The following is a 21,002-nucleotide window of genomic DNA, read 5'->3' as shown; positions in this document are numbered from 1 at the left end:
CTCCTCGTCGCCGGCCAGTCGTTCCAGCTCCTCCGGCTCGGTCGCGGCGAACGCGGCCTCCAGCCGGTCCAGCTCGGCCAGCAGGCCCGCTTCCCCGACGCACTCGTCGTGCAGGGCGGACCAGGGTTCGCCGAGGACCTGCTCGGCCGCCCGGTCCACCGGCGTGCGCTCGTGCACCACGGCCGCGAAGAAGGCGAGCAGCCGCTCCGGGCCGAACCGGTCGACCAGGTGCCGGACCGCCAGGTAGGAGATGCCGTAGCTGCCGCTGACCCGGTCGGCCGGGGCGTCGTCGGCCGGGCTGAGGCTGTCGAGCCGGCCGTCCCAGCCGCCGCCGAGCAGGCGCCGCACCTCGTCCAGTCCCGCGTACCGGTCGATCGGCTCGCCGTCGGCGCCCGCGTACTCGGCCAGCCCCTCCACCAGCCACCAGGTGCCCTTGCCCGGGTAGCCCCGCTCGGGCAGGGACGCGGCGTGGGTCAGCTCGTGCCGGAGCAGGTCGTCCACCCCGCCGGGGACGAGCCCGTCGGCGTTGAGCACCACCTCGTGGTGGCCGCCGCCGACCGTGACCGCGTACCCGCCCGTCCACTTCGGCCGGCCGCCGCCGTACCAGCGCTGCCACTCGCCCCGGCCCGCGTAGAAGATCCGGTACCGGTCCGGCGTGCGGCCGCCCACGGCGTACGTGTCGGCGACCCGGGCGGCGGCCTCCGCCTGGGCCAGCAGGTCGGGCAGTTCCTTGCGCAGGGCGGGAGTGGTGGCCACGAGCGTACGCCGACCGACGGCCACGGCCAGTTCGCTGACCTCCCACGGCCGGGTGCCGGTCTCGGCGGACCGGGACGGCTCCACGGCGAGCAGCCGGGGCCGCTCCCCCGCCCGCCACCGGGTGCCGGTCAGCACACGACTGGTGCGGCAGTCCGGCGTGACGAAGCAGTAGCGGAACTCGACAAGCAACCGCCACTCGCCGGGCCTGCCCTCGACCGGCGTGGGCAGGCCGTTGGCGTCGGCCTGCCAGGCGGTCACCCGCAGCGCGCGCAGCGCGGCGTACCGGCGGCGCAGGTCCGGATGCGCGACCGGCTCCGCGACCGCCAGGAACCCGGCGCGGTCCCCGCCGAGCAGGGCGGCGGACTGCCGGGCCAGTTCCGCCGTCATCCGCTCGCCGAGCCGCCGGGCGGCCGCGGTGGCGGGGTCGTCGGCCGGTGCGGCGGACGCCCCCGGCCCCGGCGGGTCACCGGCGCGCACCAGGCCGGCCACCAGCGCCGCGGGCAGGCCGCAGGCCAGCAGCAGTACGACCACCGCCAGCGCCACCCCGAGCGGCCGGATCCGCCGCGACGGCCGCACGGTGCCCGCTGCCACCGGAACGGCCGACGCGGCCGGCTCGATCGTCCCGGCGGGGCCAGCGGGCTCGGCCCTCCCAGTGGGCGCGGCTTCCTCGGCGGGCTCGGCCCTCTCTACGGGCGCGGCCCTCTCGGCGGGCTCGGCGGGGCCAGCCGGCTCGGCCCTCCCGGCGGGCTCAGCCTCAACCTCGGACTCGGCCTCGACAATGGACTCGGCGCCGTCAGCCGGCTCGGCCTCGACCGTGGGCTCGGGGCCGTCAGCGGGCTCGGCGCCGTCAGCCGGCTCGACCTCGACCGTGGGGCCATCGCCGTCAGCGGACTCGGCGCCGCCAGTCGGCCCGGCCTCAACCGTGGGCCCGGCCCCGTCAGTGGGCTCAGCGCCGCCAGTGGGCTCGGCGCCGTCAACGGGCCCGGCGCCGTCAGCCGGCTCGGCCTCTTCTGTCGCGGCGGCCGGCGTGCCGTCCGTCACCGGTCGGCCGTCCGTTCCGGGCTGCCCGTCAGTCACCCGCCGAAGGGTACGACCATCGGGCCGGCCGGGCGACCACGGCCCGGCGAGCCGCGCCGCCTGGCAGGCCGGAGCGCGGCGGCGAACGGCGGCACGGCGACGGCGGCGCCCACCCGGACGGGCGTCGCCGCGTCCAGGGACCAGCCCCCCGGCCGCCGACGGCCGGCACGGCCAGGTCCAGCGGGAAGAGCGGCGGCAGGCCCAGGGCCGTCAGCTGCCGTCCGCGCGGGGCCAGGACCGGAACGCGCCGTCCAGCGCGGCGACCAGGTTGTCGAACGTGGCGCCTACGGCGCGGGGCATGCCGAAGCCGCCGGTCGCCTCCAGCGAGACGAACCCGTGCAGGGTGCTACGCAGCATCCGGGTCGCGTCGACGGCGTCGTCGCCGTCGAGCCCGTAGCCCCGCAGGGTGGCCCGGATCGCCCCGACGGCCCGCTCGCCGGCGGCGACGTGTTCCGGGTCGGCCGGGTCCGGCACCCGCTGGGTGGCCGGGTAGCGACCGGGGTGCCGGTGCGCGTACGCCCGGTAGGCGGCGGCGACGGCCCGCAGCGCGTCCCCGCCGGCCCGGCCCGCGGCGGCGGCGGTCAGTTCGTCGGCGAGCTCGGCGGTGGCCAGCGCGGAGAGCTTCTGAGCGAGCGCGTCGGCCCCCCGCACGTGCTTGTAGAGGCTCGGCAGCGCGACACCGAGCCGGTTGGCCAGCGCGGCGAGGGTGAGCTGGTCGGCGCCGACCTCGTCGGCGAGGCGGGCCGCCTCGCGCACCACGCTCGCCTGGGTCAGCCCGGCCCTAGGCACCGGTGACCGCCAGGAACTCGGCGAGCTGGGCGGCGGTGCGCGCCGGCTGGTCGGCGTGCGGGTAGTGGCCGGAGTCGTCGATCATCCGTGCCTCGGCGGTGGCGAAGAGCCGGCGGGCCGCCCGCGCCCCGGCACCCGGGTCGCGGAAGTCCGGGTCCTTCGTGCCCATCAGCACCAGCACCGGCTGCCGGACCTCGCGGGCGCGGGCCGTCCAGTGCGGGTCGGCCGGCGCGATCACGCCGCGCATCGCCGCCATCCGGCCGGGCTCGCGCAGGGTGGCGACCATCGCCCTGCGGTACGCGGCGTCGTCGGCCGGCCGCTCGCACGGAAAGAGCGTGCGGTGGAAGAGCCCGAACAGCCGGGGGCTGCGCAGCACGGCGGCCAGGGCCACCCGCATGAACGGGTTGAGCTTCGGCTCCTCGGCGAACGGGGCGAGCTGGACGACGCCGTTGACCAGCGCGGGATCGTCGGCGGCGGCGAAGACCACTGCCGCCGCGCTGGACGAGCTGCCGACGAGGGTGGCCGGTCCGCCGCCGAGGTCGCGGACCACCGCGAGCAGGTCGGCACCGACCTCCGCCGGGGCGTACGACGGCCAGCCGGCGCTGGACGCGCCGTGCCCCCGGACGTCCACCGCCGCCACCCGGTGCCCGGCCGCGACGAGCAGCGGGACCAGGTGGCGGAAGGAGCCGCGGTTCTCCCCCATGCCGTGCGAGAGGACGACGAGCGGCCCCTGCCCGTGCACCTCGTAGGCGATCCGCCCGCCGTCCCGCTCCACATAGCTAACTGTCATAACCTATAAGCTAATGCAGTTAGCCAACGCCGTCAAGGGCTTGATCTCACGCCGGGTTCAGGTCGCACGATCGGGTCATTCGCCCGCCCCCACGCGACGGGCTGGTCCGGGAACTGGAACGGGCCGGCGGGACGAGGGTCTCCGCCGGCCCGTACTGGGACCGCTGGGGGTGACGGTGGCCGATCCGGACGGCTACCGCCTGGTGCTGAGCACCCGGGGCTGGTCGAACGGCTGACCTACTTCTTCGACAGCACGGCCCGGCCGAAGAACATCAGGTTGGCCGGGCGCTCGGCGAGCCGGCGCATCAGGTAGCCGTACCAGTCCTCGCCGTAGGGCAGGTAGGTGCGCACGGTGTAGCCCTCGCCGGCCAGCCGGGCCTGCTCCTCCGGGCGGATGCCGTAGAGCATCTGGAACTCGAAGCGCTCGGGGCCACGGTCGAACCAGCGGGCCCGGTCCTCCCCGATGGCGATCAGGCGGGGGTCGTGGGTGGCCAGCATCGGGTAGCCGTCGCCGGACATGAGGATGTTCATGCACCGCACGTAGGATTTGTCCACCTCGCGCGCGGACTGGTAGGCCACCGACTCCGGCTCCTTGTACGCGCCCTTGCACAGCCGGACCCGGGAACCGGCCGTGGCCAGCTCGCGGCAGTCCGACTCCGTCCGCCGCAGGTACGCCTGGAGCACGGCCCCGGTCGACGGGTGGTCCTTGCGCAGCTTGGCGAGGATGTCGAGCGTCGAGTCGGTGGTGGTGTGGTCCTCCATGTCCAGGGTGACCGTGGTGCCCGCCTCCTCGGCGGCGGCGCAGATCGCCCGCGCGTTGTCGTAGGCGAGCTGCTCGTCGAACATCTGGCCCAGCGCCGACAGCTTGACGCTCACCTCGGCGGCCGGGGTGAGCCCCGCCTCGGCGAGCCGCCGGAGCAGCCCGACGTACTCGTCGCGGGTGGCGGTGGCCTGCTCGGGGGTGACGGTGTCCTCGCCGAGGTTGTCGAGGGTGACCGCGAGACCGTCGTCGACGAGTTCGCGGGTCGCGCGCAACGCGTCGTCGGTCTTGGCGCCGGCGACGAACCGGCGGACGAGGTCCCGCGTGAACGGGGCCGTCGCGACGAGCCGCTCGACCTGGGGTGACCGGGAGGCGGCGAGGATGACGGTACGGAGCATGGACCGAGCGTAACGCCCGCCGGTGGCCCCGCGCGGGGCAGCGGGCGCAGCCTCGGTCGCCAGGTCCCAACACCGTCACAGGCACCGACCGGGGGCGGACGGCGGTGGCCCCCATCGGTTACAACGATGACGTGGAACAACGCCCCCGCCGCCGACTCCGGTCGGCCTCCGTGCAGCTCGGCGCGCTCACCGTCCTCGCGCTCACCCTCTCCGGCTGCAACATGTCCTCGGACGACGACGATGACGACTGCGCCCTCGGCCCCGTGGGCGGCGGCGAGACGGTGGCCCTGGCGCTGCGGGCGCCCACGGTGACCGCCGGGCGCACCGCGCCGGAGCCGGCCGCCGCGGCGGTGCCCGACCGGGGCGGCTTCGGCACCCACCTCGCCTCCTGCGGCGGCTGAGGTGCGCCGGGAGTCGGTCACCCCCCGCCCGGACTGGGACGCCACGATCCGCTCCCAGGGCCTGGTGTACGTCGACACCGAGCTGCCCGACGGCGGCATCATGTCGTACTGGGACGAGACCGCCGCGTACGCGTTCGAGCTCGACGAGGTGCTGCGGCTGGAGGAGGCGACCGAGGAGCTGCACCGGATGTCGGTCGCCGCCGCCGAGCACGTCGTCGCGCGCAACCGCTACGCCGAGTTCGGCATCCCCGCCTGGGCGGCCGAGGCCGTGGCCCGGTCGCTGCGCGAGGCGCCGCCCACCCTCTACGGGCGCTTCGACCTCGCCTACGACGGCAGCTGGCCGCCGAAGATGCTGGAATACAACGCCGACACCCCCACCGCGCTGGTCGAGGCGAGCATCATCCAGTGGTACTGGCTGGAGCACACCCGGCCGGAGCTGGACCAGTGGAACAGCCTGCACGAGCGCCTCGTCGAGGCCTGGGCGAAGATCGGCGCGGGGCTGCACGACCGCCGGGTGCACGTGCTCTGGTCCAACGAGGAGGAGTCCGGCGAGGACCACATGACCGCCGGCTACCTCGCCGAGACCGCCCGCCAGGCCGGGCTGGAGGTCACGCTCCAGCCGATCCAGCGGCTCGGCTGGGACGGCCGCCGCTTCGTCGACGCGGCCGACCAGCCGGTCACCACCTGCTTCAAGCTCTACCCCTGGGAGTGGATGCTCGCCGAGCCGTACGGGCCGCTGGCGCTGGAGCCGGGCACCCCGACGACCTGGATCGAGCCGGCGTGGAAGCTGCTGCTGTCGAACAAGGCGCTGCTCGCCGTGCTCTGGGAGCTCTACCCCGGCCACGAGCTGCTGCTGCCGGCGTACCTCGACTCGCCGCGCGGCATGACCGAGTACGTGGCCAAGCCGCTGCTCGGCCGCGAGGGCGGCTCGGTGCGGATCGTCACCGGCGACACCGAGATCACCAACCCGGGGATCTACGGCGACGAGGGCTGGTGCTACCAGGAGTTCCGGGCGCTGCCGGAGTTCGCCGGCAACCGGGTGGTGCTGGGCAGCTGGATCGTCGACGGCGAGTCTGCCGGGGTGGGGGTGCGGGAGAGCGCGAGCCTCATCACCGACGGCTACGCGCGGTTCCTGCCGCACTACATCGACGCGCCACGGGTCCCCTGAGTCGTCTACGGTTGTGGGCGTGAACTTCGACGCGTACGCCCGGACCGGCGTTGACCTCGTCAACGCCCGCCTGGACGACCTCGACGACCTCCGGGCCCTCTTCCCCGACGACAACGCGTGGATGCGCGACGAGGTGGCGGAACGGGACCTCGCGACATTCCGGCGGGCGCAGAAGCGCTTGCGCGACGTCTTCGAGTACGGCACATCCGGGCGGGACGCCCAGGCGGTGACCGAGCTCAACGCGCTGCTGGAGGCGTTCCCGGTGCAGCCCCGCATCTCCGGGCACGACTCCAGCGACTGGCACATGCACGTGACCAGCCGGGGCGCCTCGGTGAGTGCCGAATACCTGGCCGGCGCCGCCTGGGGGCTGTCGGTCTGGCTCTGCGAGTACGGCAGCGCCCGGTTCGGGGTGTGTGCCGACGACCGCTGCGGCAACGTCTACCTGGACACCTCGTCCAACTGCTGCCGGCGGTTCTGCTCGGAACGCTGCGCCACCCGCTCGCACGTGGCCGCCCACCGCGCCCGCAAGCGCGCGGCCATCGGCGAGCAGGCCGGCGTGAGCAGCAAGGAATCGCTCAGCACGACCGTCTGACGCCGTACCCGGCCGGCGCCCTCGCGCCGGCCGGGCGCGGCGCGGCGGCACTCCGGGCGGCCACCGGGCACGGCGCGGCCTTCAGGCGTCTACCCGGCGCGGCGCGGCGTTCAGGCGTCTACCTGGCGCGGCGGTCAGGCGTCGACCGGGGACGGGGTGCCGAGGTGCTGGCGGGCGAACGCCAGCGACTCCCGTAGGTCGGCCTCCCGCACGGCGCGGCTCTTCGCGCCCCGGGTGGTGACCTCCACGGCGACCGAGCCGGTGAAGCCGCGCCCGGCCAGCGAGGAGAGCAGCTCGCCGCAGGGCTGGGTGCCGCGCCCCGGCACCAGGTGCTCGTCGCGGCCCTCGCCGGTGCCGTCGCCGAGGTGCACGTGGGCCAGGTTGGCCCCCATCCGGTCGGCCATCGCCAGCGAGTCGGTGTGCGAGGCGGCGCAGTGCGACAGGTCGAGCGTGTAGGAGTCGTACCCCGTCTCGGTCGGGTCCCAGCCCGGGACGTACGGCACGAACTGCCGCCCCGCCATCCGGACCGGGTACATGTTCTCGACCGGGAAGCGCAGGTCGGGGTGGTCGGCGGCGATCGCGGCGAGCCCGTCGGCGAAGTTGCGCGCGTAGTCCCGCTGCCAGGTGAACGGCGGGTGCACCACCACGGTGGGCGCCCCGAGCGTCGCCGCCAGCTCCGCGGAGCGGCGCAGCCGCTCCCACGGGTCGGGGCTCCACACCCGCTGCGTGACCAGCAGGCAGGGCGCGTGGACGGAGAGCACCGGGACGCCGTAGTGCTCGGCGAGCCCGCGCAGCGCGCCGGCGTCCTGGCTGACGGCGTCGGTCCAGACCATCACCTCGACGCCGTCGTAGCCGAGCGCGGCGGCCAACTGGAACGCCGCCGCGGTCCGCTCAGGGAAGACCGAGGACGTGGACAGGAGCACGGGGACGCGGGAAGTCACACCATCGAGGGTAGCCGGGGTCGATCGACACCTCGTGACGAGAGACCGCAAACCGCCCAGATCACACCGGACTGGCTATCGTTCGCGACTGCGGGGCTCGCAAGCTCACTCCTCGCGCTCACACCGAGCCGGCTTTCGTTCGCGACTGCGGGGCTCGCAAGCTCACTCCTCGCGCTCACACCGAGCCGCCTCTTACACCGGGCCGAGCTGGTCCAGGTGGCGCAGGATCACGCCCTCGCGCAGCGCCCAGGGGCAGATGTCCAGCGCGTCCACGTCCAGCTGGCGCAGCACGGCCTCGGCGACGACCGCCCCGGCGAGCAGCTGGTGGGCCCGGCCGGCGCTGACCCCCTCCAGCTCGACGAGCTGGGCCGGCGGGATGTGCCGGATGAAGCCGAGCACCTGGCGCAGCCCGGCGCGGGTGAGCCTGCGGGGCGCCCACAGTCCGGCGCCGGAGGGCGCCGCGCCGGCCAGCCGGGCCAGCGTCCGGAACGTCTTCGAGGTGGCCACCGGCCGCTCCCAGCCCACCGCGGTCAGCTGCGCGACGACCGGTTCCAGCAGCCCGTCGACGTACGCCCGCAGCTCGTCGACCGCCTCGGCCGGCGGCGGCGCCGCGCTGTCGGGGGCCACCCGGAGCCGGTCCCGGGTGAGCCGGCCGGCGCCGAGCGGCAGGGAGACCGCCACGGCCGGGTCCTCGTCGATGCCGGCCGCGAGCTCCAGCGAGCCGCCGCCGATGTCCAGCACCAGCAGCCGGCCCGCCGACCAGCCGAACCAGCGCCGCACCGCGAGGAAGGTCAGCCGCGCCTCGTCCGCACCCGGCAGCACCTCCAGGCGTACGTCGGTCTCGTCGCGCACCCGCGCCAGCACCTCGGCGGCGTTTGTGGCGTCGCGGACGGCGGAGGTGGCGAACGCGATCAGGTCCTCGGCTCCCAGCCCGGCGGCGGCCGCCTTGGCCATGCCGACCGCCTTGACCAGGCCGTCCGCGCCGGCCTCGGTGAGCGCGCCGTCCGGGCCGATCTGCTCGGCCAGCCGCAGCACGACCTTCTCCGAGTGCGCCGGCCAGGGGTGCGCCCCGTGATGGGCGTCGACCACCAGCAGATGCACCGTGTTGGAACCGACGTCGAGGACACCCAGTCGCATGCTGAAGACACTAGGGCCAACCGGATTGCGCGGCTCGGCGGACCGGCGGGGGCCCCGGGCGTACGCTGGGCCGGGTGACAGGCCAGATCGAACTCCGTGTGCTGGTGGACGACCCGGACGACCCCCGCAGCCGCGAGGTGCCCCTGGACTTTCCCCGGGAGTGGATCGAGTTCGCCGACCCGGCGGACGACAACCATCTCATCCGGGCCGACCTGACGTGGCTGCTCTCCCGCTGGACGTGCGTCTTCGGGCGGGGCTGCCACGGCATCGTCGCCGGTCGGGCCGCCGACGGCTGCTGCTCGCACGGCGCGTTCTTCACCGACTCCGACGACGAGCAGCGGGTCCGGGCCGCGGTGAAGCGGCTGACCCCGGCGACGTGGCAGCACTTCCGGCGCGGGTTCAAGAACTGGACCGAGAACGACACGATCGACGGCAAGAACTCCGCCCGCCGCACCGCCACCCAGGAGGCGGACGGGCCGTGCGTCTTCCTCAACGACGCCGGCTTCCCGGGCGGCGCCGGCTGCGCCCTGCACGCGCAGGCGCTGCGCGACGGGGTGCACCCGCTGGAATACAAGCCCGACGTCTGCTGGCAGCTGCCGATCCGCCGCGACCAGGAGTGGGTCAAGCGGCCGGACAACACGAAGGTGCTGGTCTCCACGCTCTCCGAGTTCGACCGGCGGGGCTGGGGTGCCGGCGGGCACGACCTGGACTGGTGGTGCACGTCCTCCACCGACGCGCACGTCGGCAGCGAGCCGATGTACGTCTCGTACGGCCCGGAGCTGACCGCACTCGTGGGCGCCCCCGCGTACGCGAAGCTGGCCGAGGTGTGCGGGGCACGCAGGCGGCAGGGCATGGTCGCCCCGCACCCCGCCGACGGCGCCTGACCGACCGACGACGACGGGGCCCGCGCGCGGCGCGGGCCCCGTCGTGCGTACGCCGGTCAGGGCTCGAACTTGTAGCCCAGACCCCGCACGGTGACGATGAAGCGCGGCGCGGACGGCTCCGGCTCGACCTTGGAGCGCAGCCGCTTGACGTGCACGTCGAGGGTCTTGGTGTCGCCGACGTAGTCGGCCCCCCAGACCCGGTCGATGAGCTGGCCCCGGGTGAGCACCCGGCCCGCGTTGCGCAGCAGCAGCTCCAGCAGCTCGAACTCCTTGAGCGGCAGCTGGACCGGGGCGCCGTCGACGGTCACCACGTGCCGTTCGATGTCCATCCGGACCGGGCCGGCGGCCAACGTCGGCCCGCCCGCCTCGGCGGCCTCGGCGCTCTGCCGCCGCAGCACCGCCCGGATCCGGGCGACCAGCTCCCGGGGCGAGTACGGCTTGGTCACGTAGTCGTCGGCGCCGATCTCCAGGCCGACCACCTTGTCGATCTCACTGTCCCGGGCGGTGACCATGATGATCGGCACGTGCGAGCGCTGCCGGAGCTGCCGGCACACCTCGGTGCCGGACATCTCGGGCAGCATCAGGTCGAGCAGCACGATGTCGGCGCCGGTCCGGTCGAACTCGGTGAGGGCGGCGGTCCCCGTCGCGGCGACGGACACCTCGAAACCCTCCTTGCGGAGCATGTACGACAGGGCGTCGGAGAACGACTCCTCGTCCTCGACCACCAGTACGCGGCTCAACGGGACTTCCTTTCCATGTGCTGTCAGGCCTGCCGGAGCTCGGCCGGACCGGCCTCGATCCCAGCGGGCGGCGGTGTCGCCAGGCCCTCGTCGGGGGGACGGGTGGGCAGCCGGAGGGTGAACGTCGATCCACCACCAAGAGTGCTCGACACCTCCACCCTTCCGCCATGGTTGCCGGCGATGTGTTTCACGATGGCCAGCCCGAGGCCGGTGCCGCCGGTCGACCGGGACCGGGCCTGGTCGGCCCGGTAGAACCGCTCGAAGATCCGGTCGACGTCGGTCGGGGCGATCCCGATGCCCTGGTCGGCGACGGAGATCTCCACGTGTTCGTCGGCGGCGCGGGCGGTGATCCGGACGGTGGTGTCCTCGCCCGAGTAGTTGACGGCGTTCTCCACCAGGTTCGACACGGCCGTGGCGAGCTGGGTGTCGCTGCCGTGGACGGTCAGGCCCCGTTCGGCGTCGACGGCCACCTCGATCCGGCGGGCGGCGGCGGAGGTGCGGGTCCGGTCGATCACCTCGGCGATCACCCAGTCGATCGCGACCGGCTCCGGGGGCGGCTGCGGCTCAGCGCCCTGGAGGCGGGTCAGCTCCAGCAACTCCTGCACCAGGCGGCCCAGCCGGGTCGACTCGTGCTGGATGCGCTCGGCGAACCGACGCGCGGCGACCAGGTCCTCGGAGAGGTCGGGCGCGCCCGCCCCGGCGGGCTCGGTGGCGTCCAGCAGCGCCTCGGCGAGGAGTTGCAGGGCCCCGATGGGGGTCTTGAGCTCGTGGCTGACGTTGGCGACGAAGTCGCGGCGGACCCGGGCCAGCCGGTGCGACTCGGTCACGTCCGAGGCCTCGACGGCGATGAAGCCCGCCCCGATCCCCATCGCCCGCAGGTGCACCCCGAGCGGGTTCACCCCGGCGTTGTCGCGGCCCCGCGGCAGGTCCAGCTCGATCTCGCGCCGCACGCCGGTGCGGCGGACCTGCCCGGCGAGCGTACGGATCAGCGGGTGGGCGGCGATCGAGCCCTGGGTGGCGCCGGTGCGGAGCAGCCCCATCGCGCGGGCGGCCGGGTTGACCAGGACGGGCAGGTCGTCGGGGTCGAGCACGACCACGCCGGCCCGCAGGGAGTCGATGGTCCGGCGGCCGATGCCGGACTGCGGATCCTCGGCTATCGGGAGCCTCCCGGAGGTGTGGGGGTAGCCGGACCGGCTCCCCGCCCGCGTGGCGCGTTCGCGCAGCGCCGGAACGAGCCGGGGCAGCAGCACCCCGGCGACCAGTCCGACCGCCAGCCCCACGGCCACCGCGACCGTCACCGCCCATTCCACCCGGCGATCGTAGGGTCATTGTTAACCTGGCAACCACCACAAATAGGATGAATCACCTTCGCTTCCGGCAAAGTTCACTCCCGCGTCCGGCGTCGTTCACCGAGGTTCACCTCGGGTCTCCCCACCCGACCTACCGTGGGCGGCGTACCTGCTCCCGGCCGGTCCGGGGGCGGCGCACCTGCTCCCGCCGGCCCGGGCCGGCGACCAGCGACCCTCGCATGCGCCACGGAGCCGGCGACCGTTGCGCCGGCCCCGGGCGGGGCGACCGACAACCAGCGACCACAGGACGTGACAATGCGCGACGAGTTCCGGGCTGACCTCCAGATCGTCAGCCAACTGCTGGTGGACATGGCGGAAGGGGTCCGGGCCGCGATGCGGCAGGCCACCCACGCCCTGCTCACCGCGGACCGCCGGGCGGCCGAGACGGTGATCGAGCGGGACGCCGAGATCGACGAGCTCTACCGGCACGTCGAGGAGCGGGTCTGCGACCTGCTCGCCCGGCAGGCCCCCGTCGCCTCCGACCTGCGCGCGATGATCACCGCGCTGCACGTCGCGGCCGACCTGGAGCGGATGGGCGACCTGGCCGACCACGTCGCCAAGACCGCCCTGCGCCGGCACCCCTCGCCGGCCGTTCCGGCGGAGCTGCGGCCGACCTTCACCGACATGGCCGCCATCGCCGACCGGATGGCCATCAAGATCGGCTCGGTGCTCGCCAAGCCCGACGCCGACCTCGCCGCCGAACTCGACGGCGACGACGACGCCATGGACGACCTGCACCGCAGCCTGTTCGGGCTGTTGCTCGGTGAGGACTGGCCGTACGGGGTGGAGACCGCCATCGACGCCACCCTGCTCGGCCGCTTCTACGAGCGCTTCGCCGACCACGCCGTCAACGCCGGCGAACACGTGGTCTACCTGATCACCGGCCAGACCACCCCCACAGCGGGCTGAGCGCACGGAAAGGGCCCCTTCCCACGCGCGTCGCGCCGGGAAGGGGCCCTTTCCGTGGCTACGTCAGCGGCCCTGGTTGGCCACCGCGGCGGCGGCTGCCTTGGCGGCGGTCGGGTCCAGGTACGTGCCGCCCAGGGTGAGCGGGCGCAGCTGCGGGTCCAGGTCGTAGCGCAGCGGGATGCCGGTGGGGATGTTCAGCTTGGCGATCGCCTCGTCGGAGATCTGGTCCAGGTGCTTCACCAGGGCGCGCAACGAGTTGCCGTGCGCGGCCACCAGCACCGTACGGCCGGCCAGGATGTCCGGCACTATCGAGTCGTACCAGTACGGCAGCATCCGCTCGACGACGTCCTTGAGACATTCGGTACGCGGCATCAGCTCGCCCGGCAGCAGCGCGTAACGCGGGTCGCCGACCTGCGAGAACTCGTCGTCGTCCGCGATCGGCGGCGGCGGGGTGTCGTACGAACGGCGCCAGAGCATGAACTGCTCCTCGCCGTACTCCTCCAGGGTCTGCTTCTTGTTCTTGCCCTGGAGGGCGCCGTAGTGCCGCTCGTTGAGCCGCCACGACCGGCGCACGGCGATCCAGTGCCGGTCGGCGGCGTTGAGCGCCAGCTCGGCGGTGCGGATCGCGCGGCGCATCACGCTGGTGTGCACCACGTCCGGCAGCAGGTCGTGCTCGCGCAGCAGTTCGCCGCCGCGGCGCGCCTCGGTCTCGCCCTTCTCGGTCAGGTCGACGTCGACCCAGCCGGTGAAGAGGTTCTTGGCGTTCCAGTCGCTCTCGCCGTGCCGCAGCAGGACCAGCGTCCCGACGGTGGGCCCCTCGCTAGCAGTCATGCCGATCATCCTGCCGCACGCCGCCGGGCGACGCGCGGGCGGTGGTCGTGACGACCACCACGTGGAAAATGCGCTGCCCGGAGATCCGGCCTGACACTAGGTTGTAAGGTGCAACAATCAAGACGGTCATTACGGGCGGGGACGCCGACGTGCGGACGATGCGGGGTTGGTTCCGGGACACCACCGGCGGCCTGCCAGTCAGCTTCTGGTACCTGTGGGCCGGCACCCTGATCAACCGGCTCGGCTCGTTCGTCCTGGTCTTCCTGGCCATCTACCTGACCCAGGAGCGCGGCTTCTCCGCGTCGCAGGCGGGGCTGGTGCTCGGCCTGTGGGGCGTCGGCGGCGCGCTCGGCACCACCGCCGGCGGCACGCTGAGCGACCGCTGGGGCCGCCGGCCCACCCTGCTCACCGCGCATCTCGGCGCGGCCGCCATGATGCTCGCCCTCGGCTTCGCCCGGGAACTGTGGGCCGTGGCGCTCGGCGCCCTACTGCTCGGCATGTTCGCCGAGGCGGCCCGACCCGCGTTCGGCGCGATGGTGATCGACGTGGTGCCGGAGAAGGACCGGCTGCGCGCCTTCTCGCTGAACTACTGGGCGATCAACCTCGGCTTCGCCAGCGCGGCGATCCTCGCCGGCCTCGCCGCCGAGGCCGGCTTCCTGCTGCTCTTCGTGGTCGACGCGACCACCACCGTGATCACCGCACTGGTCATCTTCCTCAAGGTCGGCGAGACCCGGCGGGCCCCCGCCGTCGGGGGCGGCCACCGGGGCGCCGGCGCCCCGGTCGGGGCGTTGCGCACCATCCTGCGCGACCGGGTCTTCCTCGGCTTCGTGACGCTCAACCTGTTCGCCGCGCTGGTCTTCCTCCAGCACATCTCGATGCTGCCGATCGCCATGGGCGACTCCGGGCTCAGCCCCACCACCTACGGCTCGGTCATCGCGCTCAACGGGGTGCTGATCGTGGTCGGCCAACTCTTCGTACCCCGGCTGATCAGGGGCCGGAGCCGGTCACACGTGCTCGCCCTGGCCTCGGTGGTGATGGGCGTCGGGTTCGGGCTCACCGCCTTCGCCGACACCGCCTGGTTCTACGGCCTGACCGTGCTGGTCTGGACCGTCGGCGAGATGCTCAACTCGCCGTCCAACGCCACCCTGATCGCCGAACTCTCCCCCGCCGAGCTGCGCGGCCGCTACCAGGGCGTCTTCTCGCTCTCCTGGCAGGGGGCCGCCGCGGTCGCGCCGGTCCTCGGCGGCCTGGTCCGGGAGCAGGCCGGCAACGCCCAGCTCTGGTTCGGCTGCGCCGCCATCGGCGGGCTGATGGCGCTCGCCCACCTGATCTCCGGCCCGGCCCGGGAGCGGCGGGCCACGCTGTTGCGGGCCACCACCGGTCCCGTCGTGCCGGTGGTGGCGATCCGCCCGCCCGCCCCGCAGGCCGCCGAGGCGGCGGCGACAGCCCCCGCCGAGCAGGCGGCGACGGCCCCCGCCGAGCCGGTCGGTCCGGCAGGGGGCGACGGCCTGCCGGACAAGGGCCCGCGACGGCCGGTCGACCCGGCACAGGGCGACGGCCTGCCGGACAGGGGCCCTGGGCGGCCGGTCGACCCGGCACAGGGCGACGGCCTGCCGGACAGGGGCCCTGGGCGGGCGCCGGAGCCGACGGGAGCGCGGTGACCAGCGACACGCTGGCGCGGCAGCCCTCGGGTTCCTACGGTCGAGGACGCTTCGGTTAGGAAACAGAACTGTCAGGAGGACGGGTGCGGGCCCTGCGCCGCTGGCTGGACGACACCGCAGGCGGGCTGCCCGCCACCTTCTGGTACCTCTGGGCCGGCCTGCTGATCAACCGGCCGGCGCGTTCGCGATGCTCTTCCTGTCGCTCTATTTGACCGCGGCGCGGGGAGCGAGCGAGGCGCTCGCCGGGACGGTCGTCGGGGCGTACGGGCTGGGCGGGGCGGGCGGCGTGCTGCTCGGCGGGGTGCTGGCCGACCGGTGGGGGCGGCGGTCCACCCTGCTCGCCGCCCACCTGGCCACCGCCGGACTGATGGTCGGGCTGGCCTTCAGCCGGCACCTGGTGATGATCGCGGCGCTCGCCGCCCTGGTCGGGGTGGCCCACTCGATGCCCAGCCCCGCCTTCGTGGCGGCGATCGTCGACGTGGTGCCCGAGCGGCGGCGCTCCCGCGCCTTCAACCTCCAGTTCTGGGCGTTCAACCTGGGCATGGCCGTCGCCTCGCTGCTGGCCGGCCTGCTCGCCGAGGCGAGCTTCGTCGCGCTCTTCCTGGTCGACGCCGCCGCCACCGCGCTCGCGGCGGCGGTCATCGCCTGGAAGGTCCCGGAGACACTCCCCCGCCGCGCCGCCAAGGCTCCCCCGATCTTGGACACTTCCCGCTCCGAGCGGACGGAAAGTGTCCAAGATCCTCGGCTGGCACCGGTCCACGACAGCGGAGCGGTGACGCGGCGGGCGGGGCGAGGGCAGCGCATGGGGCGGGAGCGGCAGCCGGGGTTGCACACGGCGCTGACCGACCGCACCTTCCTCACCTTCGTGGGCCTGACCTTCGTGTTGGCCGTGCTGACCATGCAGACGTCGACGATCATGCCCCTGGCGATGCGGTCGGACGGCCTGCGCCCGTCGGCGTACGGCACGGTGGTGGCGCTCGGCGGAGTCCTGATCGTGCTCGGGCAGCTCTTCGTGCCGCGGCTGATCGAACGGCACCGCAAGGACCGCGTCCTGGCCGTCTCCACCGCGCTGCTGGCGCTCGGCTTCGCCACCCTCGCGTTCGCCGACGACGTGGCGGTCTACCTGGCCGCGGCGGTGGTCTGGACGGTCGGCCAGATGCTCGCCGCGCCGCCCAACGCGCAGATCAACGCCGACCTCGCCCCGCTCGAGCTGCGGGCCCGCTACCAGTCGGTGTTCTACCTGGCCTTCCCGGCGGCGTCGTTCGTGGCGCCCACCCTGGGCGGGGTCAGCCTCCAGTACCTCGGGGACCGGCACTGGCTCATCGTCGGCGGGCTCGGGCTGCTGGCCGCCGGCTGCCATCTGCTCGCCGGCCCACCCCGCGAACGCCGCGTAGCCGCCCTCCGCCAGCTCTCCACGCCCCTTCCCCCATCCCCGACCTCCACCGTGTCCTCGGTGCGGTGATCATCAGGTTGGCGGTGCCCTTGGGAGATCGACATCGCCGCCGACATCATGATCAACGCCGGCGGCGTGCGGGGAGGGGTGGCAGGGGGTGGGACAGCAGAACGCCCACCGCGACTCGTGATCGCGATGGGCGTTCGCACCGTATGACCGGCGGCGGCGGGCGAAGCCCACCCCCGTAGGCGTCGCCCGCTCGCGCCGCCGGTCCAAACAGGTGGCCACCGTCCCCCAACGGTGTTGTTCCACCCGTCCCCTGCGCCTCACTCGGTGCACGGATCTGATCGATCCACCGCTCCCCCGAACGGTTCCAAGCGTGGCGCGGTGCAATAAAGTTAGTTCGCCCGGGATTACGAAGACAACCTGGAGGGGCTGTCTCGCCGGTCACAGCTCCGGTGTCCCACCGGGAGTACCGTCACTTCGGGCCTCGGTGGTGGCCAACAGCGCTTACCCGTCGCCCATTCCCCCAAACACGTCAGGCGTCCTCACGATCGGGCGACTCCGTACGGAAGAAGTTGCTCGGCCGGCCGTCACGTAGCTGCTCCTGGTAGATCAGGTTCAGCTTCCGCTCGTCGAAGGTCCGGAACCACTCGTCCCAGGTGATCTCACGTACCCGGCTGCTCTCGCGGTAACCGGGCATGTTGAAGGTGAGCACGCCGACCCGCCCCTCCCGCTCGGTCCCCGCGATCGTCGCCGGTGCGGCGCCGCGCTCCTGCGCCCAGTTGCGGATCACGTCGTGGTTGGTGGTCACCAGGCTTCGGCCGGGGCGCTCCGGCCGGTCGGCGGTGGACGAGATGAGCTGCGAGGAGCGCACCGACCGCGAGGTGCTCCGCCCGGTCCGGACACCGGTCGCCGTACCGCCGCGCGTCGTGCCCGCCCGCGACGACGCCGACGCGGACGCGCGGGCCGCCGTGGACTTCCGGGCCGCCGACGTGGTCTTCTTCGCCGGGGCCGCCTTCGCGGCGGCCTTCCTGGCCGGAGCCCGCTTCGCCGACGGAGCCGTCTTCCTCGCCGCCGTCTTCTTCGCCGCCGGAGCCCTCTTCGCCGCAGCCGTCTTCTTCGCCGCCGGGGCCGTCTTCTTCGCCGCAGGTGCCTTCTTCGCCGCCGGGGCCGTCTTCTTCGCCGCAGGTGCCTTCTTCGCCGCCGGGGCCGTCTTCTTCGCCGCTGCCTTCTTCGCAGCCGCCTTCTTCGCCGGAGCGGCCTTGTTCGCCGCCCGGCCCGACGCCGACTTCTTCGTGGCGGCGGCCCGTCCGGCGGACGCCCGCGTCCCCGTCGCCCGACCGGCGGGCCCGGTGCTGCGACGCGCGGCACCGCCCGAGGGGCGCTCCGCCCGCAGGGTCTTCGCCAGCGTCTTCACCAGTTCCGGCTTGCGCAGGGCGGAGATGCCGGAGACCCCGCGCTTGCGCAGTTGCCCCCGGATCTCGTCCACCTTCATCCCGGAGATCTCGGATTCGGAGATCGACGGGGTGTTCGGGGTCTGGTTGCCCGGCTGCCGTTTCGTCCTGGTCGCAGTCCCGCCGCGACCTGAGCTGTTCCGCTGAGCCATGGGACGCTCACGCTCCTCGACAGTTGGTCCTCGGCGCGCGGCGGGTCCCAGTGCCGCACCGCGCGGTGCGGCATACCCGTCAGGACCGGTCCGAACCTCCGACCGGGGCACCCGTGGTCCAGGCCCGGGCGATGAGCGCGGCCAGGACCATCCCGGCGAGCACGACCCGAGGCGGTCGCCGGCGACACTCCCGGTCGGCCCGGCGGCACCGGTACGGCCCGACGGCCTCCGACTGCCCGACGGTACCCAGGCTGCCCGACGGCATCCAACTGCCGACGGCACCGGGCTGCCCGGCAGCGCCCGACTGCCGACGACGTCCGAAAGCCCGACGGCGCCCGACTGCCCGACGGCGCTCCACTACCCGTCCGCGCCCGACTGCCCGACGGCGCTCCACTACCCGGCCGCGCCCGACTGCCGACGGCATCGGAAAGCCCGACGGCGCTCGACTACCCAGCAGCGCCCGACTGCCCGGCTGCCCGGCAGCGCCCGACTACCCGGCAGCGCCCGGCTGCCCGGCCGTGCCCGACTGCCCGGCCGTGCCCGGGGACGGCTCGAAGAGGTGGGCGAACGCCGCGAGGTTGGCGGTGGACTCGCCCCGCTTGACCCGCCACTCCCACTCCCGCCGGATCGAGCTGCCGAAGCCGATCTCCAGCATCGTGTCGAAGGACTCGTCGGCGTACGTCAGCACCGCGCCCAGGAGCCGGTCCAGCTCGTCGGCGTCGATCCCGGCCGGGTTGACGCGACCGGTCAGGTAGACGTCGCCGACCGCGTCGACGGAGAACGACACGCCGTACATGCGGGCGTTGCGCTGCAACAGCCAGGCCCACAGCTCCTCGCGCCGCTCGTCCGGCTGGCGCATCACGAACGCCTCGATCCGCAGCGCGTGCTCGCCGAGGATGAGGTTGCAGACCGTCTTCAGCTTGTGGGTGCCCGGCAGCGTGACCGCGTACGAGCCCGGGCCGGTCGACTCCCAGGCCAGCTCCCGTTCGTCGCAGACCGACTCGATCAGGGCCGCAAGATCACTCTTCCCGCTCATCGGATCCACTCTACGGCCGGCACCGCCCCGGCACCGGACGACGACGGTCGGCACGACAGCAGCCGGCACGACAGCAACCGGCACCAGGCAACGACGGCCGGCGACAACGGCCAACGCGACAACGGCGGGCACCAGGCAACAGCGGCGGGCACCAGGCGACAGCGGCCGGCGACGACGGCCGGCACGAGAGCGGCCCGAACCAGGCGACGACGGCTAGCACGAGAGCGGCTGCCCAGGCGACGACGGCCGGCACCAGGCAATGGGGGTCGGCGCGCGACCGCGGGCCGGCAGGCAGGCGCGCGAGCGGTCACCAGGAGCAGGACATCGCCGGGCCGCAGGCCAGCTCGGAGGCGAGCCGGGCCCGGTGCGCGGCGATCGCCTCGCCGTAGACGGTGAGCAGCCCGGAGGCGGTGCGGTGCCAGGAGAAGTTGCGGGCGTGCCGCGCGGCGCCCCGGGCCAGCTCGGCGCGGTGGGGCCGGTCCGGCAGCAGGCGGCCCAGCGTACGGGCCCAGTCGGCCGGGTCGTGGCCGTCGATCAGCACGCCGCTGACCTGGTCCCGCACGGCGGTCACGAGGCCGCCGACGGCGGCGGCCACCACCGGCGTACCGCAGGCCTGTGCCTCCAGCGCGACCAGGCCGAAGGACTCGTTGTACGACGGCACCGCGACCAGGTCGGCGGCCCGGTACAGGGCGGGCAGGTCGTCACCGGTCTGCGGGGGCAGGAAACACACCCGGTCGGCGACGCCGAGCGTGCCGGCCAGCTCCATCAGGGCGGTCGGCCGGTCCAGCCCGCTGCCGCTGGGGCCCCCGCAGATCACCACGGTCACCTCGTCGGCGAGGACCGGGTCGCGCTCGCGCAGCGCGGCCACCGCGCGGATGAGCACGTCCGGGGCCTTCAGCGGCTGGATGCGGCCGACGAAGGCCACCACGTAGCCGGTGGCGGGCAGCCCGAGCCGGCGGCGGGCCTCGACGGTGACGCGGTCGCGGTTGCCCGGGGCCGGGCGGAACCGGTCCAGGTCCACGCCGGGCTCGACCACGGCGACGCGGGCCGGATCGGCGTCGTACCGGTCGATGAGGTCACGGGCCTCGACCGTCGTGTTGGCGACCAGCCGGTCGGCCTCGCTGACCACCTGTTCCTCGCCGATGACGCGGGCCTTCGGTTCGGGCCGGTCCCCGGCGGCGAGCTGGGCGTTCTTGACCTTCGCCAGCGTGTGCGCGGTGTGTACCAGCGGCACCCCCCAGCGCTCCTTGGCCAGCCAGCCGACCTGGCCGGAGAGCCAGTAGTGGGAGTGGATCAGGTCGTAGTGGCCCGGGGGCCGGGACGCCTCGGTGCGGAGCACGCCGGCGGTGAAGGCGCAGAGCTGCCCCGGCAGCTCCTCCTTGGTGAGCCCTTCGAGGGGGCCGGAGGTGACGTGCCGGACGTGCACGCCGGGCGCCGTCTCGACCACCGGGGGCAGGTCGCCGGAGGTGGCCCGGGTGAAGATCTCCACCTCGACGTCCGCCTCGGCCAGCCGCCGGGCGACCTCCAGGATGTAGACGTTCATGCCGCCGGCGTCGCCGGTGCCCGGCTGGTGCAGGGGGGAGGTGTGCACCGAGAGCGTCGCGATCCGTCGGGGGCGGGGCCACGGGCGCGCACCGCGCTGACGACCCACACCGGTGTGCAACTCCGCCACGTCCGCTCCCCTTTGTCACGGTTTATGCCGTCCGCACGCCCGGCGCCCTTCGGACAACGTCCCCGGCCGATGTCATCTTCCCCATCGGGCACCCGAAATGCGCCGGGGCG

General features: G+C 74.1%; 17 protein-coding genes and 3 pseudogenes. 8 read left to right on the top strand and 12 right to left on the bottom strand.

Annotated elements, in window-relative coordinates; genetic code table 11:
• The 3 genes from AB0B83_RS19140 to AB0B83_RS19130 all read right to left on the bottom strand — a co-directional run.
• Nucleotides 1-1,347 (bottom strand): hypothetical protein (locus tag AB0B83_RS19140; protein ID WP_357579317.1); only part of this gene is annotated, 1,347 nt, incomplete at its 3' end.
• Between the two features lie 696 nt (nt 1,348-2,043).
• Nucleotides 2,044-2,622, bottom strand: coding sequence for a WHG domain-containing protein (locus AB0B83_RS19135; protein ID WP_357579316.1), 579 nt, complete (start codon nt 2,620-2,622; stop codon nt 2,044-2,046).
• A complete protein-coding gene (locus tag AB0B83_RS19130) occupies nt 2,615-3,412 on the bottom strand; it encodes an alpha/beta hydrolase (protein ID WP_357579315.1) in 798 nt (265 codons plus the stop codon). The genes AB0B83_RS19135 and AB0B83_RS19130 overlap by 8 nt, the downstream gene beginning before the upstream one ends.
• Before the next feature lie 113 nt (nt 3,413-3,525).
• Between AB0B83_RS19130 and AB0B83_RS19125 the strand changes: the two are divergent.
• Nucleotides 3,526-3,647: pseudogene (locus AB0B83_RS19125) on the top strand (VOC family protein); the annotation flags it as partial.
• 1 nt (nt 3,648) lies between these two features.
• On the opposite strand, the gene AB0B83_RS19120 reads toward AB0B83_RS19125, so the two are convergent.
• Entirely contained in the window at nt 3,649-4,569 is a 921-nt protein-coding gene (locus AB0B83_RS19120) for a proline dehydrogenase family protein (RefSeq protein WP_311413165.1), read from the bottom strand.
• Nucleotides 4,570-4,700: 131 nt separating this feature from the next.
• Here AB0B83_RS19120 and AB0B83_RS19115 point away from each other — a divergent pair, with 131 nt between their 5' ends.
• From AB0B83_RS19115 to AB0B83_RS19105, 3 genes are read left to right on the top strand one after another with little or no spacing between them, the layout of a single operon-like run.
• On the top strand, nt 4,701-4,970 hold the full coding sequence (locus AB0B83_RS19115; protein ID WP_225852019.1) for a hypothetical protein: 270 nt from the start codon (nt 4,701-4,703) through the stop codon (nt 4,968-4,970).
• A 1-nt stretch (nt 4,971) separates the two neighbouring features.
• Complete coding sequence (locus AB0B83_RS19110; RefSeq protein ID WP_357579314.1) at nt 4,972-6,138, top strand: glutathionylspermidine synthase family protein; 1,167 nt, start codon at nt 4,972-4,974, stop codon at nt 6,136-6,138.
• A gap of 19 nt (nt 6,139-6,157) precedes the next feature.
• Nucleotides 6,158-6,730 carry a CGNR zinc finger domain-containing protein gene (locus AB0B83_RS19105; RefSeq protein ID WP_132230792.1) on the top strand — a complete coding sequence of 191 codons (573 nt, stop codon included), beginning with the start codon at nt 6,158-6,160 and terminating at the stop codon, nt 6,728-6,730.
• 134 nt (nt 6,731-6,864) lie between these two features.
• On the opposite strand, the gene AB0B83_RS19100 is transcribed toward AB0B83_RS19105, so the two are convergent.
• Nucleotides 6,865-7,671: a sugar phosphate isomerase/epimerase gene (locus tag AB0B83_RS19100; RefSeq protein ID WP_207913771.1), complete on the bottom strand. Its 807-nt coding sequence runs from the start codon at nt 7,669-7,671 to the stop codon at nt 6,865-6,867.
• A 192-nt stretch (nt 7,672-7,863) separates the two neighbouring features.
• On the bottom strand, nt 7,864-8,808 hold the full coding sequence (locus tag AB0B83_RS19095) for a Ppx/GppA phosphatase family protein (RefSeq protein ID WP_357579313.1): 945 nt from the start codon (nt 8,806-8,808) through the stop codon (nt 7,864-7,866).
• Between the two features lie 74 nt (nt 8,809-8,882).
• On the opposite strand from AB0B83_RS19095, the gene AB0B83_RS19090 reads away from it, so the two are divergent.
• Nucleotides 8,883-9,692 (top strand): hypothetical protein, encoded by an 810-nt coding sequence (locus AB0B83_RS19090; RefSeq protein ID WP_132230790.1) that lies wholly within the window; start codon nt 8,883-8,885, stop codon nt 9,690-9,692.
• Between the two features lie 56 nt (nt 9,693-9,748).
• Here the strand turns inward: AB0B83_RS19090 and AB0B83_RS19085 are convergent, their stop codons facing one another.
• A complete protein-coding gene (locus AB0B83_RS19085; RefSeq protein WP_311413169.1) occupies nt 9,749-10,432 on the bottom strand; it encodes a response regulator transcription factor in 684 nt (227 codons plus the stop codon).
• Nucleotides 10,433-10,455: 23 nt separating this feature from the next.
• The gene (locus tag AB0B83_RS19080) at nt 10,456-11,742 is read right to left on the bottom strand and encodes an ATP-binding protein (protein ID WP_357579312.1); all 1,287 of its coding nucleotides are present in this window, start codon (nt 11,740-11,742) and stop codon (nt 10,456-10,458) included.
• A 294-nt stretch (nt 11,743-12,036) separates the two neighbouring features.
• Here AB0B83_RS19080 and phoU point away from each other — a divergent pair, with 294 nt between their 5' ends.
• Nucleotides 12,037-12,690: a phosphate signaling complex protein PhoU gene (gene phoU / locus AB0B83_RS19075; protein WP_132230787.1), complete on the top strand. Its 654-nt coding sequence runs from the start codon at nt 12,037-12,039 to the stop codon at nt 12,688-12,690.
• A 63-nt stretch (nt 12,691-12,753) separates the two neighbouring features.
• On the opposite strand, the gene AB0B83_RS19070 is transcribed toward phoU, so the two are convergent.
• On the bottom strand, nt 12,754-13,521 hold the full coding sequence (locus AB0B83_RS19070; protein WP_151453377.1) for a phosphoglyceromutase: 768 nt from the start codon (nt 13,519-13,521) through the stop codon (nt 12,754-12,756).
• A 149-nt stretch (nt 13,522-13,670) separates the two neighbouring features.
• Here AB0B83_RS19070 and AB0B83_RS19065 point away from each other — a divergent pair.
• Both AB0B83_RS19065 and AB0B83_RS19060 read left to right on the top strand, forming a co-directional pair.
• Nucleotides 13,671-14,978, top strand: a pseudogene (locus AB0B83_RS19065) (MFS transporter); the annotation flags it as partial.
• Between the two features lie 287 nt (nt 14,979-15,265).
• A pseudogene (locus AB0B83_RS19060) lies at nt 15,266-16,644 on the top strand (MFS transporter).
• 469 nt (nt 16,645-17,113) lie between these two features.
• Here AB0B83_RS19060 and AB0B83_RS19055 read toward each other — a convergent pair.
• The 3 genes from AB0B83_RS19055 to mshA all read right to left on the bottom strand — a co-directional run bounded on the left by AB0B83_RS19055 (nt 17,114) and on the right by mshA (nt 20,892).
• The gene (locus tag AB0B83_RS19055) at nt 17,114-18,073 is read right to left on the bottom strand and encodes a hypothetical protein (protein WP_357579320.1); all 960 of its coding nucleotides are present in this window, start codon (nt 18,071-18,073) and stop codon (nt 17,114-17,116) included.
• Nucleotides 18,074-18,674: 601 nt separating this feature from the next.
• Nucleotides 18,675-19,220, bottom strand: coding sequence for a YbjN domain-containing protein (locus AB0B83_RS19050; RefSeq protein ID WP_357579311.1), 546 nt, complete (start codon nt 19,218-19,220; stop codon nt 18,675-18,677).
• 307 nt (nt 19,221-19,527) lie between these two features.
• Complete coding sequence (mshA, locus tag AB0B83_RS19045) at nt 19,528-20,892, bottom strand: D-inositol-3-phosphate glycosyltransferase (RefSeq protein WP_357579310.1); 1,365 nt, start codon at nt 20,890-20,892, stop codon at nt 19,528-19,530.
• Nucleotides 20,893-21,002 lie beyond the last annotated feature (110 nt).

The sequence above is a fragment of the Micromonospora sp. NPDC049060 genome (genome assembly GCF_040649055.1).
In the GTDB taxonomy this organism is placed as follows: domain Bacteria; phylum Actinomycetota; class Actinomycetes; order Mycobacteriales; family Micromonosporaceae; genus Micromonospora; species Micromonospora reichwaldensis.
The sequence above is the reverse complement of the archived record's forward strand: the minus strand, read 5'-3'. Positions and strand labels throughout refer to the sequence as shown.